Raw genomic sequence first — 12855 nt, forward strand, 5'->3', positions numbered from 1 at the left:
GGCTGTAGCCTTGTCAGAAGGCGTAGACCAGCGATGCGCGGCTCGTGGTATCGGTGTTGACCCGCCCGATCGGCGGCTCGCTCTCGTGGCTAACCTGGTAGGACAGCTGCGCCGAAAGCGGCCCGAACAGCTTGGCCGCGAGCGCGGTGCGGCTGGTCACCGTCGAGTTCATGTTCTGGAGATAGGCGGACGCGTCCTGCGACAGGGTGACGCCGGGCGAAAGCCGCCAGTCGAAGTCGAGACTGCCGCGCGCGCCGAACTCGTTCTCGCGCGTCAGGTCGGTGAAGGCGGTGTTGCGGAACGACGGGCCGACCTCGACGTCCAGCGTCAGCGCGCTGGTCCGCAGCGCCGTGTAGCCCGCTCCCGCCGAGGCCGAGTAACGCTGGTTGTAGCCGAGGAACCGGTCGCTCTCGAACTGGGCGGCGCCGTACGCGTACAGCCGGTCATCGACCTTGAAGTTGGGTTCGTAGGCGACGAGGTAGTGCTCGCGCGTAGTGACGCCCAGGCTCTCCTGATACTCGGCAAGCAGCTTCAGCTTGTGGCGCCACTGCAGCCCCTCCCGCGTCAGCTCGCTCGCTGCGGTCAGGCCGACGTTGCGGGTGTTGCCGGTGGTGAGAAAGCCGCCGAGCTCGAACTTGCCCTTCATGAGCTCGAAAAAGCCGGCCTGGCGCAGCGTCGCGGATGCCGCCTCGGCGCGCGCGGCACGCCATGCGCTGGTCATGCTGCGGATTTCGGCCGCTGAGTCCGGGGCGGCGTTGATCGCGTACTTGGTGATCGTGCTCACCTCCGCCTCGCTGCCGCTGGTCATGGCGGCGTCCAGCATCGCCTTGACCGGCGCCGGGATCGGCTGCTGCTCCGTCACGACGGTCGGCAGCGCAGGATCGGCATCGGCGTTGGCGAGCGTCAGCAGCGCCAAGGAGGCGAGGAGGACACGCATGGCCGTCTCCATAGCAGATCAGCCTGCCGCTACGGCTTCGGTCCGGCGTGCTGGCGGAGCACTTGGTCGAACGCCGCCAGCACAGCTTCGTAGAGCGCGCGCTTGAACGGCACGATCATGTGCGGCAGTTCGGCCGGGTCCGACCATTTCCAGCTGCGGAACTCCGGGTGCGCGGTCCGAATGTCGATGTCGCTCTCCTCGCCGGTAAAGGCGAACAGGAACCAGCGCTGGCGCTGGCCGCGCCACTTGCCTTTCCACAGCTTGCCGATCAGCTCGTCGGGCAGGTCGTAGCGGAGCTCGTCGGGCGCCTCGGCGAGAAGGGACAGGTGCTCGGGGCGGATGCCGGTCTCCTCGCCGATCTCGCGAATGGCAGCGGTCAGCGCGTCCTCGCCGTCGTCGATCCCGCCCTGCGGCATCTGCCAGGCCTCCAGCGTCGAATCGAGCCGCTGACCGACGAACACCTGGCTCGCGCGGTTGACGATCATCGCACCCGCGCAGGGGCGATAGGGCAGGTCGCTGAGCGCGTTCATGCCGCCGCCGCCTGCGCCATGACGCGGGTCGCTTCCGCTTCCGCGATGACCGGCCTGGCCGCGAGCAGGAAAGCGTTGATGTCGGCGGCGGACGACGGGATCGCCTTTCGGATCGTCGCGAAGCCGTGGACGTTGCCGACCGCTTCCCGGAACACGACCGGCACGCCGGCGAGCGCCAGCGCCGCGGCGTAGGCGCGGCCCTGGTCGCGAATCGGATCTAGCCCCGCGGTCAGCACCACCGCGGGCGGCAGTCCGGCGACGTCGCCGGCGAGCGGCGAGAACCGCGGATGGGCCGGATCCCCTGCATAGCTTTCCTGGAACCAGGCCATCGCTTCGCGGGTGAGGACGCGTCCTTCCGCGAACTGGTCGAACGAGGCGTAGGCCTTCGACATGTCGGCGGCGGGATAGATCGGCAGTTGCGCGATCACCGGCACCGCCGCCGGGCGATCGCGCAGGTCCACAGCGACCGTGATGGTCAGGTTGCCGCCCGCGCTGTCGCCGCACAGCACCAGGCTGGTGACCACGCGGCCGAGTGCTGCCGGGCTGTCGGCGACCCAGCGCGCGGCGGCTTCCGCATCGTCGGGCGCGGCCGGCCAGGGATGCTCGGGCGCCAGGCGATAGTCGACCGAGACCACCGGCAGGTCGAGCGTGCGCGCGATCTCCGCGCAGAGCGCCGCGTGGCTGTCGAGATCGCCGATCACCCAGCCGCCGCCGTGATAGAACACCAGCGCCGGTCCGGGCTCCCGCCGTTCGCGCGCGTCGAACAGCCGCGCCGGAATGGTGCCGGCCGGACCTGGAATGGTCAGGTCGGTCATCACGGCAAGCTCGCCGACCGGCAGGTCCGTCAGGTCGCGCATCGCACTGAACATCTGGCGCGCGGCGACCGCGCCCACTTCATGCGTGCGCGGCCCGGGCAGCGCGTTCACATAGGCCAGGAACTGCGCGACGTCGGGTCGGGTGTAGTGATCGGTCACGCGGGCTCCTCATGGCGCACTCGGCTCGGGCGCCCTACCTAGGAAGCGTGATCGCGGTCGTCCATCATCCCGATTATGTCGCGCCGGCGCCGCCGCGCAGCACCTATCAATGGAACAAGAACGGGCTGGTCCGCGACCTGTTGCGCGATCAAGGCGCGGCGATCGACTGGCACGAACCCGAGGCCATGCCGCGCGCCTGGGTGGAGGCGGTGCACGACGCCGATTACGTGGCGGAGGTCGCGGAAGCGCGGGTGCCGGCCGCCAAGGAGCGCCGCATCGGCTTTGCAGTGACGCCGTTCGTCGCGCGGCGTGCCTTCTTGGTGCCGGGCGGCACGTACCTCGCAGCCCGGCTGGCGATCAGTCGCGGTTTCGCGGCGAACACCGCCGGTGGCAGCCACCACGCCCTGGGCGACACGGGGGCGGGCTATTGCGTCTTCAACGATCTCGCGATTGCGGCGGTCCGGCTGGCGGAGGAGGGGCGGCGCGTGCTGATCGTCGATGTCGACGTCCACCAGGGCGACGGCACTGCGGCGCTGACCGCGGGACGGCCGGATATCGCCACCTACTCGATCCACGCCGAGAAGAACTTTCCCGTTCGCAAGGCGCGCTCGACGCTCGACGTGGCGCTGCCCGACGGGGTGAACGACGACGGCTACATGGCGGCGCTCACCGCCACGCTGCCGCCGATGGTGGAGGAGGTCGCGCCCGACCTGATCCTCTACCAGGCCGGGGTCGATCCGTTCGCGGGCGACCGGCTGGGGCGGCTGGCGCTCTCCCGCGAGGGGTTGGTCATGCGCGATCGGTGGATCGCCGACTTCGCCAAGGCGCGCCGCTTGCCGCTCGCCAGCGCGCTCGGGGGTGGGTACGGCAGCGATCCAATGGAGGTGGCGGAGCGGCACCTGACTTCGATCATGACGCTGGGCGGTGTCTTCGCGATGGAACCGCTTGCGAAATGAAGGGTATGGGCGGCATGACCGCGCCCTCGCTCCTATGGTTCCGACAGGACCTGCGCCTTGCCGATCATCCCGCGCTCGTCGCCGCCGCGGCGGCCGGTCCCGTCATACCGGTCTACGTCCTCGACGACGAAGGGCCCGGCGACTGGGCGATCGGCGGGGCGCAGCGCTGGTGGCTGCACGGCAGCCTGGCGTCGCTGGCGAAGGACCTGGAGGCGCTCGGCTCGCGGCTGATCCTGCGGCGGGGCAGGTCGGAGGCGGTGCTTGCCAACCTGCTGGAGGAGAGCGGTGCCGAGCGCGTCCACGCGACCAAGCACGGCGAACCCTGGTGGCGAGCGGCGGACGCGGCGCTCGGCGAGCGCATCGAGCTGCATGACGGCAACCACCTCGCCCCGCTCGGTTCGATCTGCACCGGCGGCGGCAAGCATTACCGTATCTACGGCTCGTTCTGGAAAGCGCTGCAGGGTTCGCTGCCGCCCGAGAAGCCGGTGCCCGCACCCAAGAAGCTGACCGCACCCGCCAGATGGCCGAAGGGCGACAAGCTCGCCGACTGGCACCTGCTCCCCACCAAACCGGATTGGGCGAGCGACTTCCACGGCACGCCGGGTGAGGCGACCGCGCAGAACACGGTGCGCGCCTTTGCTGCAAAGGTCGGCGACTATGAGGCGCATCGCAACCTGCCGGCGGAGGAGGGAACGTCGGGACTGTCCCCGCACCTCCACCATGGTGAGGTCTCGCCGCGCGCGGTCTGGCATGCAATGGCGGGCCACAAGGACGCCGAGAAGTTCCTGAGGGAGCTCGCCTGGCGCGACTTCACCGACAATCTGACGCTCGACCTGCCCGACTATGCCGACCGCAACGGCCGCCCCGCCTTCGACAAGATGAAGTGGCGCAAGGCGCCGAAGGAGCTGCGCGCCTGGCAGCAGGGGCGCACCGGCTACCCGATCGTCGATGCCGGCATGCGCCAGCTGTGGCAGAGCGGGTGGATGCACAACCGGGTGCGGATGATCACCGCCTCCTTCCTGATCAAGCACCTGCTGATCGACTGGCGGGAGGGCGAGCGCTGGTTCTGGGACACGCTGGTCGATGCGGATTACGGCAACAATTCGGTCAACTGGCAGTGGATCGCGGGATCGGGGGTCGATGCCAACATGTGGAGCCGGATCATGACCCCGATCGGCCAGTCGGAGAAGTTCGCCGCCGCGGACTATATCCGCCGCTGGGTGCCCGAGCTCGCCGACCTGTCCGACGCCCACATCCACGATCCGGAGACGAACGGCGTCCGGCCCGACAATTATCCCGCGCCCATCATCGGGCACCGCGAGGCGCGCGAGCGGGCACTGGCGGCGGGGCGCGCGATCCGCTGACGCTTGCCACGTCGTTCGCCTGATCTAATAGGCGCGGGGCATGGACGTAGGGGTACCGAACCGGGGCAGACGGCCGATCGACCGGGCGCGGGTGCGCGCCGGCGGCGGGTGGATGAACGCGGTCGCGCCGCTCTGGCACCGCATGCTCGACCGGATCGATCGCGGGCTGGCGGCGGGCGCGATCGAGGCCACGCTGCCCGACGGCACCGCGCGGTTGCTCGGCGGGCGTGCGGACGGTCCGGTCGCGGTGGTCGACGTGCGCCGTTGGCGTGCGCTGTGGCGGCTGGCGGCCGGCGGCTCGGCGGGCTGGTACGAGGCCTGGGCGGCGGGCGACTGGGCGAGCCCGGATCCGGTGCCGCTGTTCGATCTCTTCATGCGCAATCGCGTGAGCCTGGGACAAGTCGCTCGCGCGTCGGCATTTTCGAAACAGGTCCGGCTGCTACGCCACTGGCTGCGGCGCAACACGCCGGCGCGGGCGCGGGCGAACGTCGCCTATCATTACGACCTCGGCAATGACTTCTATCGGCCGTGGCTCGATGACGGCATGACTTATTCGAGTGCGCGCTTTCCGGAGTCGGGCATGAGCTTGGAAGCGGCGCAGCACGTGAAGCTCACAGAGCTGCTTGCCCGCACCGCGACGGCGGCGGGGGACACGATCCTGGAGATTGGCTGCGGCTGGGGATCGTTCGCGCGGGTGGCGGCAGACGCGGGCGTCGCGGTTCACGGCATCACGCTCTCGACCGAGCAGCGTGCCTATGCGGCCGCGCGGCTAACTGATGCGCCGCCCGGCACCCGCGTGACCATTACCGACTACCGCGACGTCGTCGGAACCTACGACGCGGTCGTGAGCTGCGAGATGGTGGAGGCGGTCGGACGCGAATACTGGGGCGACTACCTCCGCACCATCGCGCGGGTGCTGAAGCCCGGCGGTCGGGCCGCGTTGCAGCTCATCACGATCGACGACGCGATCTTCGAATCCTACAGCAACAACGTTGATTTTATTCAGGCTTACGTCTTTCCCGGCGGCATGCTGCTTTCCGAGCGGGCGTTTCGGGCGGAGGCGGCGCGGGCAGGGCTGCACTGGCAGGAACGGGTCGCCTTCGGCGAGGATTACGCGGAGACGCTGCGGCGCTGGCGGGAGCGGTTCGATGCCGCGGTCGCACAGCACCGCCTGCCATGGGAGTTCGATCGAGAATTCATTAACTTGTGGCGCTATTATCTTATGTACTGCGAAGGTGGGTTCCGCGGTGGCGGCATCGATGTGCTCCAGGTCACGCTGATCAAGGGGGAGTGATGCGGCGGTTTGTCCTGCTTGCCGCGGCGCTGCTGGCGGCGTGCGCGCCGACCGTGCGGTCCGGGGCGCCACGCGGTCCCGTCCGGCTGACTGCCGGAACGGACGCAGCGCTGCGCCAGGTTGGGGCGGAAGTGCTGTTCTGGTCGCAGGAGCAGCGCGACCGGCACTTCCCGCACATGGAGCAGGTCTTCCCCACCCACGTCGTGCGGGCGGGCAACCGCCCGCGACCGCTGCCCACCGGGGCGCCGCTAGCGGTGCGCGCCGCCGACCTCGATGCCTTCATGACTGCGCAGAACGTCGCTGGCCTCATCGTCGTTCAGGATGGTAAGATCCGGCTGGAGCGTTACACTCGCGGCCTTGATCGCCGAGGGCGCTGGACAAGCTTCTCCGTCGCGAAATCCTTCACCTCCACGCTGGTCGGGGCGGCGATCCGCGACGGCCACATTCGCTCGGTCGATGAGCCGGTAACCAGGTACATTCAGGAGCTTCGCGGCAGCGCCTACGACGGTGTGACAATCGCGCAGCTGCTCAGCATGACCTCGGGCGTCCGCTGGAACGAGGACTACACCGACGCCAATTCAGACGTCGCGCGCATGTTCGCGAACCCGACGCCGCCGGGCATGGACGCGACCGTCGCCTATATGCGCACGCTGCCGCGCGAGGCAGCGCCGGGCACCAAGTGGGTGTACAAGACCGGCGAGACCAACCTCATTGGCGTGCTGGTCGCCAAGGCCACCGGCAAGTCGCTCGCGGCCTACCTGAGCGACACGGTGTGGCGCCGGTTCGGCATGGAAGCCGACGCCTACTGGATGGTCGATCCGAGCGGCCGTGAGGTCGGCGGCTGCTGCCTGTCCGTCACGCTGCGCGACTACGCCCGCATGGGGCAACTGGCGCTGGAGGGCGGACGCGGGATCGTGCCGGACGGCTGGTTCGCGGCGGCGACGGCGGAGAAGGCCAGCATCGGGCGGCCGGGATACGGCTACGGCTATCAGTGGTGGACCTATCCGGAGGGTCGCTTCGGCGGCGCCGGCATCTTCGGCCAGTCGATCACGATCGATCCCGCGCGCCGCATGGTGGTGGCGATCGTCAGCGCCTGGCCCCGCGCGACCGACCGCGCGCTGTCTGCGGAACGGACGGCGATGCTGGCGAAGCTGTTCGCGGCGACCGCGAAGTAAGCGCCACGCCAGCCGTGGCTGGAATCCGTGTCTGTTTGTGATCGGGGTCAGGTCAGCGACGATCGAGACAGACATGGATGCCAGCCTCCGCTGGCATGACGGGAGTTTACTCCACCCGCACCCGCGTACCGGTGTTGAAATCCTCGCCGAGCAGCGCGACGATGCGGTCGGCGACCACCTCCGGCGCCTTGACGCTCGCGGGGTCCTCGCCCGGGAAGGCGCGCTCGCGCATCCTGGTGCGGGTGGCGCCCGGGTCGAGCACCGCGACGCGGACGCGGCTCAGCTGGCGCACCTCGTCGGCGTAGCTCAGCAGGAGGTTCTCGAACGCCGCCTTGGACGCGCCGTACATGCCCCAGTAGGCGCGGGGCTTGGCACCGACGCTGGAGGTCACGCCGATCACCCGTCCGGCGAACGCCTTGCGGAGCGCGCCGTCGAACGCGGCGAGCAGGGCCGCCTGCGCGCTGACGTTGAGGGTCAGCACGCGCGACAACTCCTTGGGGTCGAACGCCGACACCGGCGAGAGTGTGCCGAGCATGGCGGCGTTCAGGATCAGCGCGTCGAGCGCCGGCCAGCGCTCGCCAATCGCAGCGGCCAGGCGCGGGATCGAGTCGCCTTCCGCCAGGTCGAGCGGCGCGATCGTGGCGGTGCCGCCGGCTGCGTGGATCGCCTCCTCGACCTCCTCCAGCCCGCCGGCGGTGCGTGCGGTCAGGATGACGTGCGCGCCCGCCGCACCCAGCGCGCGCGCGGTCGCCGAGCCGATCCCGCGACTGGCACCGGTGACGAGCGCCGTCCGGCCGGACAGGGGAAGGTCGGTCATGGAGGTTCCTGCGGGCGTGAGGGTCAGCCGACGCGCTCTTCGAGCAGCGCGAACTGGTCGAGCGGCGCCTGCTCGTCCTGGTCGGTCAGCGTCGTCGGATAGTCGCCGGTAAAGCAGGCGTCGCAGTAGCCGGGCTTTACCCGCGGGCGTCCGTCCGACCCGAGCGCCTTGTAGAGCCCGTCGATCGTGATGAAGGCGAGGCTGTCGGCCTGGATGTATTGCCGCATCTGCTCGAGGTCGTGGGTCGCGGCGAGCAGCTTCGACCGCTCGGGTGTGTCGACACCGTAGAAGCAGCTGTGGCGGGTCGGCGGCGAGGCGATCCGCATGTGGACCTCCGCCGCGCCCGCCTCGCGCATCATCTGCACGATCTTGAGGCTGGTGGTGCCGCGCACGATCGAATCGTCGATCAGGACGACGCGTTTACCCTTGATCAGCGCGCGATTGGCGTTGTGCTTCAGCTTGACGCCCAGGTGGCGGACCTTGTCGCCCGGCTGGATGAAGGTGCGGCCGACATAGTGCGAGCGGATGATGCCGAGTTCGAAGGGCTGGCCCGATTGCTGCGAGAAGCCGATCGCGGCAGGTACGCCCGAATCGGGCACGGGGATGACCAGGTCGGCGTCGGCCGGCGCCTCGATTGCGAGCTGCGCGCCGATTGCCTTGCGCACCGAGTAGACCGACTGGTCCTCCGCGATCGAATCAGGGCGGGAGAAATAGACCCACTCGAAGATGCAGGGCCGCGCTGCATGCTGGGTGAAGGGGCGGTGCGAGCTCATCTCGCCGCCCTCCTTCACGATGATCATCTCGCCCGGCTCAACCGAGCGGATGAACTCGGCGCCGACCACGTCGAGCGCGACCGTTTCGGAGGCGAAGATCACCGCGTCGCCGAGCCGCCCCATGACCAGCGGGCGGATGCCGAGCGGATCGCGGCAGGCGATCATGCCCTCGCGCGTCATGCAGATAAGCGAATAGGCGCCCTCCACCTGCTTCAGCGCGTCGATGAACCGGTCGATCAGCGTGCGGTAGCTCGACGTCGCGACCAGGTGGATGATCGTTTCCGTGTCGCTCGTCGACTGGAAGATCGAGCCCGAGCGGACCAGATCGCGGCGCAGCCGCTGCGCGTTGGAAATGTTGCCGTTGTGCGCGACCGCGAAGCCGCCGCTCTGCAGTTCGGCATAGAGCGGCTGAACGTTGCGGAGCGCCGTCTCGCCCGTCGTGGAGTAGCGGACGTGGCCACAGGCGGTGGTGCCGGTCAGCTGGCGGATGATGTCGTCGCGGTCGAAGTTGCCGGCAACGTGCCCCATGGCGCGGTAGGTGTGAAAGGCGTGCCCATCGTAGGTGGTGATCCCGGCCGCCTCCTGGCCGCGATGCTGCAGCGCGTGCAGCCCGAGCGCGACCAGTGCGGCGGCGCCCTCCGCTCCGGACACGCCGAAGATGCCGCACTCCTCGCGCAGCTTATCGTCGTCGAAGGGGTGAGTCGTGAGCATCGCGCCTGCGCCAATGTGTCGGGGACGGCCGCGCATATAGGCGCGCCGCGGTCGATTGTCATGCATTCGCAACACGGCCCGCCGCGTTTGCCCGCGAGCGGCGAGGAGGGCCGCCGTCGTCGCGATCGGCTAGAGGACTGACGGCGCCGATCGGAGCGGCTACAGTCGGGTCATGAGCGACCCGCGAGAGACCGGCACCGACCTTTCCCCCAAGTTCGACGCGAACGGGCTGCTGACCGCCGTCGTCACCGACGCGGACAGCGGCGAGGTGCTGATGGTCGCGCACATGAACGCCGACGCGCTCGCCCTGACGCTCCAGGGCGGGGAGGCGGTGTTCTGGTCGCGCAGCCGCGCCCGGCTGTGGAAGAAGGGCGAGACCTCCGGCCATGTCTTGCGCGTCGTGGAAGCGCGGATTGATTGCGACCAGGATGCGGTGTGGCTGCGCTGCACGCCAGCCGGACCCAGCTGCCACACCGGTCGGACGAGCTGCTTTTATCGCCGGATCGAGGACGGCGCGCTGACCTTCACCGCATGATCGCGCGGCTGATCGCCCCAATGGCGCTGCTGACGCTGGCGAGCTGTCCAGTGGCGCGGCACACGTCGCTGCCGGCCGTGCCGAGCCTGGAGCAGGCGGCGATCGCGCGCGGGCTGGTCCGCGATCCCACCGACATCGACCTGTCGGGGCTCTACGCCCGCGACACCGACCGGCTGTGCATCACGGGCACGGCGCTCCGCTACCGGATCGGGGCATTCGTCGACTATGGCGACGGGATCGCCTGCAATGCGGCCGGGAGCGTCACGCGGGACGGCCAGCAACTGCGGGTCGACTTCGGCGAAGATTGCCGGTTCGACGCGCGCTTCGATGGAGAGCGCGTCACCTTTCCCGGCCGCGTGCCGCCGGGGTGCGCTCGCCGCTGTGCCCGACGCGCGTCGCTTGCCGCGCTAGAGGTGCAGCGACTCAGCGGATCGGCAGCCGAGGCCGCTGCGATGCGCAACGGCCGGGGCGAGCAGCCATGCGGGTAAGCTGCTTGACGTTCACGTAAAGGTAAGCTACCAAACTCTGCATGTCGCGCTTCTCCAACGCCGCCGCGCTGGCGCCCGTCGAGGCGCGGGGCGGGCTCGATCGCTTCACCATCACGGACCTGTCGGCCGAGTTCGGGATCACTGCACGTGCGCTCCGTTTCTACGAGGATGAGGGGCTGATCGCGCCCGAGCGCCGCGGCACCCAGCGCATCTATTCAGCGCGCGACCGCGCCCGGCTCGCCTGGATTCTGCGCGGCAAGCGCGTCGGCTTCTCGCTCGGCGAGATCCGCGAGATGATCGACCTGTACGACATCGGCGATGGGCGTCAGGTCCAGCGCCAGGTGACGCTGGAGCGGTGCCGCGCCCGCATCACCACGCTGGAGCAGCAGAAGCACGACATCGACGCGGCGCTCGCCGAGCTCAACGAATTCGTCGCGGTGATCGAGCCGCTCACGTCCCCCAGCCACTGAGGACCGCCATGCCCCGCTACACGCCGCCCGTTCGCGACACCCGCTTCGTCCTGGATCAGGTGCTTAACCTCGATCGGCACGCCAACCTGCCCGGCTTTGCCAATGCGACACCGGACACGGTGGAGGCGGTGTTGGAGGAGGGCGGCCGCTTCGTGGCGGAGGTGCTGTTCCCCCTCAACCAGGCCGGCGACCGGCAGGGCTGCACGCGACACCCGGACGGCAGCGTCACCGCGCCCGACGGCTTCAGGGACGCGTACCGCCAGTTCGTGGAGAGCGGCTGGGGCACGCTGTCCGCGCCGGAGGCTTACGGCGGGCAGGGGATGCCGCACGTCGTCTCGACCGCATTCCAGGAGTACATGATCTCCGCCAACATGGCGTTCGCGATGTACCCGGGGCTGGCGCACGGTGCCATCGCGGCGCTGATCGCGAAGGGCAGCCCGGAGCAGCACGCGACCTACCTGCCCAAGATGGTGACGGGCGAGTGGGGCGGGACGATGAACCTGACGGAGCCGCAGTGCGGCACCGACCTGGGCCTGATCCGCACCCGCGCCGAGCCGAACGCCGACGGCTCCTACGCGATCACCGGTACCAAGATCTTCATCTCGGCCGGCGAGCACGACCTGACGGAGAACATCATCCACCTGGTGCTGGCGAAGACGCCGGGCGCGCCGGACAGCTCCAAGGGCATCTCGCTGTTCGTGGTGCCCAAGTTCCTGGTCAACGCCGACGGCAGCCTTGGCGCGCGCAACGCGGTCACCTGCGGCTCGATCGAGCACAAGATGGGCATCCACGGCAATGCGACCTGCGTCATGAACTATGACGGCGCGACCGGCTGGCTGGTGGGCGAGGAGATGAAGGGCCTGGCCGCGATGTTCATCATGATGAACGCCGCGCGGCTCGGCGTCGGCCTGCAGGGGCTCGGCATTGCCGAAGTCGCCTACCAGAACGCCGTCGCCTATGCCGGCGACCGTCGCCAGGGCCGGGCGCTGACCGGGGCGGCCGAGCCGAACGAGAAGGCCGACACGCTGTTCGTCCACCCGGACGTGCGGCGCATGCTGATGAACGCCAAGGCGTGGACGGAGGGTTTGCGCGCGCTGTGCCTGTGGGGGGCGCTCCAGGTCGACCTGGAGCACAATGCCGCCGACGAGGGCGAGCGTCAGCTGGCCGCCGACCTGGTCGGGCTGCTGACCCCGGTGATCAAGGGCGTCGGCACCGATCAGGGCTATCTGATCGCGACGGACGCGCAGCAGGTCTACGGCGGTCACGGCTACATCGCCGAGTGGGGCATGGAGCAGTATGTCCGCGACGCTCGCATCGCCCAGATATATGAGGGGACGAACGGCGTGCAGGCGATGGACCTGGTCGGCCGCAAGCTCGCGCAGAACGGCGGCCGCGCGGTGCAGGCGTTCTTCCGGATCGTCGCGGAGGAGTGCGCGGCGGCCAAGAACAACGCACGCCTTGCCGATCTCGCGACCCGGCTGGAGAAGGCGCTGGGCGACCTCCAGGCCTCCACCATGTGGTTCATGGCGAACGGCATGCAGAACCCGAACAACGTCGGCGCCGGCGCCTACAGCTACATGACCGCGACCGGGATCGTCGCGGTCGGGCTGATGTGGCTGCGCATGGTGACCGCCGCCGACGCACTGCTCCAGGCGGGCGAGGGCGATGAGCAGTTCCTCCAGGCGAAACTCGTCACCGCGCGCTACTTCGCCGAGCGGGTGCTGCCGGAAACGGGCGCGCTTCGCCGCAAGATCGAGGGTGGCGCCGATGCCATCATGGCGCTGCCCGCGGCGATGTTCGAAGCGGCATAGGAGCAGTCGGCCGGGACGGC

The 12855-nt window shown here is 69.4% G+C and carries 13 protein-coding genes; 8 read left to right on the plus strand and 5 right to left on the minus strand.

The window, feature by feature from the left end:
* Positions 1-13 precede the first annotated feature (13 nt).
* The 3 genes from CRO12_RS11675 to CRO12_RS11685 are packed head-to-tail and all read right to left on the minus strand — an operon-like array spanning position 14 to position 2441.
* Positions 14-937 carry a DUF481 domain-containing protein gene (locus CRO12_RS11675; protein ID WP_097064333.1) on the minus strand — a complete coding sequence of 308 codons (924 nt, stop codon included), beginning with the start codon at positions 935-937 and terminating at the stop codon, positions 14-16.
* A gap of 29 nt (positions 938-966) precedes the next feature.
* Positions 967-1467, minus strand: coding sequence for an RNA pyrophosphohydrolase (locus CRO12_RS11680; RefSeq protein WP_097064163.1), 501 nt, complete (start codon positions 1465-1467; stop codon positions 967-969).
* Positions 1464-2441, minus strand: a complete 978-nt coding sequence (locus CRO12_RS11685) for an alpha/beta hydrolase (RefSeq protein WP_097064164.1) — start codon at positions 2439-2441, stop codon at positions 1464-1466. The genes CRO12_RS11680 and CRO12_RS11685 overlap by 4 nt, the downstream gene beginning before the upstream one ends.
* A gap of 47 nt (positions 2442-2488) precedes the next feature.
* Between CRO12_RS11685 and CRO12_RS11690 the strand changes: the two genes are divergently transcribed.
* The 4 genes from CRO12_RS11690 to CRO12_RS11705 are packed head-to-tail and all read left to right on the plus strand — an operon-like array spanning position 2489 to position 7230.
* Positions 2489-3397: a histone deacetylase family protein gene (locus tag CRO12_RS11690; protein WP_097064165.1), complete on the plus strand. Its 909-nt coding sequence runs from the start codon at positions 2489-2491 to the stop codon at positions 3395-3397.
* Positions 3398-3411: 14 nt separating this feature from the next.
* Positions 3412-4761, plus strand: coding sequence for a cryptochrome/photolyase family protein (locus tag CRO12_RS11695; protein WP_097064334.1), 1350 nt, complete (start codon positions 3412-3414; stop codon positions 4759-4761).
* 40 nt (positions 4762-4801) lie between these two features.
* Entirely contained in the window at positions 4802-6055 is a 1254-nt protein-coding gene (locus tag CRO12_RS11700) for an SAM-dependent methyltransferase (RefSeq protein ID WP_097064166.1), read from the plus strand.
* Entirely contained in the window at positions 6055-7230 is a 1176-nt protein-coding gene (locus CRO12_RS11705) for a serine hydrolase domain-containing protein (protein WP_097064167.1), read from the plus strand. Before CRO12_RS11700 ends, CRO12_RS11705 begins: the two co-directional genes overlap by 1 nt.
* A gap of 106 nt (positions 7231-7336) precedes the next feature.
* Here the strand turns inward: CRO12_RS11705 and CRO12_RS11710 are convergent, their stop codons facing one another.
* Entirely contained in the window at positions 7337-8047 is a 711-nt protein-coding gene (locus tag CRO12_RS11710; RefSeq protein WP_097064168.1) for an SDR family NAD(P)-dependent oxidoreductase, read from the minus strand.
* A 23-nt stretch (positions 8048-8070) separates the two neighbouring features.
* Complete coding sequence (gene purF / locus CRO12_RS11715) at positions 8071-9531, minus strand: amidophosphoribosyltransferase (protein ID WP_097064169.1); 1461 nt, start codon at positions 9529-9531, stop codon at positions 8071-8073.
* A gap of 172 nt (positions 9532-9703) precedes the next feature.
* Between purF and hisI the strand changes: the two genes are divergently transcribed.
* From hisI to CRO12_RS11735, 4 genes are read left to right on the plus strand one after another with little or no spacing between them, the layout of a single operon-like run.
* Complete coding sequence (hisI, locus tag CRO12_RS11720) at positions 9704-10066, plus strand: phosphoribosyl-AMP cyclohydrolase (RefSeq protein ID WP_097064170.1); 363 nt, start codon at positions 9704-9706, stop codon at positions 10064-10066.
* Positions 10063-10554 carry a hypothetical protein gene (locus CRO12_RS11725; RefSeq protein ID WP_097064171.1) on the plus strand — a complete coding sequence of 164 codons (492 nt, stop codon included), beginning with the start codon at positions 10063-10065 and terminating at the stop codon, positions 10552-10554. Before hisI ends, CRO12_RS11725 begins: the two co-directional genes overlap by 4 nt.
* A gap of 41 nt (positions 10555-10595) precedes the next feature.
* Positions 10596-11024: a MerR family transcriptional regulator gene (locus CRO12_RS11730; RefSeq protein ID WP_097064172.1), complete on the plus strand. Its 429-nt coding sequence runs from the start codon at positions 10596-10598 to the stop codon at positions 11022-11024.
* Positions 11025-11032: 8 nt separating this feature from the next.
* Positions 11033-12835: an acyl-CoA dehydrogenase C-terminal domain-containing protein gene (locus CRO12_RS11735; RefSeq protein ID WP_097064173.1), complete on the plus strand. Its 1803-nt coding sequence runs from the start codon at positions 11033-11035 to the stop codon at positions 12833-12835.
* The last annotated feature ends 20 nt before the right edge of the window (positions 12836-12855 follow it).

It is taken from the genome of Sphingomonas guangdongensis (assembly GCF_900199185.1).
GTDB lineage: Bacteria > Pseudomonadota > Alphaproteobacteria > Sphingomonadales > Sphingomonadaceae > Sphingomonas > Sphingomonas guangdongensis.

Bases quoted from the DNA above. Each gene is read 5' to 3' on its own strand.
- CRO12_RS11730 (WP_097064172.1), top strand. From the start codon at position 10,596: ATGTCGCGCTTCTCCAACGCCGCCGCGCTGGCGCCCGTCGAGGCGCGG.
- CRO12_RS11680 (WP_097064163.1), bottom strand. From the start codon at position 1,467: ATGAACGCGCTCAGCGACCTGCCCTATCGCCCCTGCGCGGGTGCGATG.
- CRO12_RS11725 (WP_097064171.1), top strand. From the start codon at position 10,063: ATGATCGCGCGGCTGATCGCCCCAATGGCGCTGCTGACGCTGGCGAGC.
- CRO12_RS11700 (WP_097064166.1), top strand. From the start codon at position 4,802: ATGGACGTAGGGGTACCGAACCGGGGCAGACGGCCGATCGACCGGGCG.
- CRO12_RS11735 (WP_097064173.1), top strand. From the start codon at position 11,033: ATGCCCCGCTACACGCCGCCCGTTCGCGACACCCGCTTCGTCCTGGAT.
- CRO12_RS11695 (WP_097064334.1), top strand. From the start codon at position 3,412: ATGACCGCGCCCTCGCTCCTATGGTTCCGACAGGACCTGCGCCTTGCC.
- purF (WP_097064169.1), bottom strand. From the start codon at position 9,531: ATGCTCACGACTCACCCCTTCGACGACGATAAGCTGCGCGAGGAGTGC.
- CRO12_RS11675 (WP_097064333.1), bottom strand. From the start codon at position 937: ATGCGTGTCCTCCTCGCCTCCTTGGCGCTGCTGACGCTCGCCAACGCC.
- CRO12_RS11705 (WP_097064167.1), top strand. From the start codon at position 6,055: ATGCGGCGGTTTGTCCTGCTTGCCGCGGCGCTGCTGGCGGCGTGCGCG.
- hisI (WP_097064170.1), top strand. From the start codon at position 9,704: ATGAGCGACCCGCGAGAGACCGGCACCGACCTTTCCCCCAAGTTCGAC.
- CRO12_RS11710 (WP_097064168.1), bottom strand. From the start codon at position 8,047: ATGACCGACCTTCCCCTGTCCGGCCGGACGGCGCTCGTCACCGGTGCC.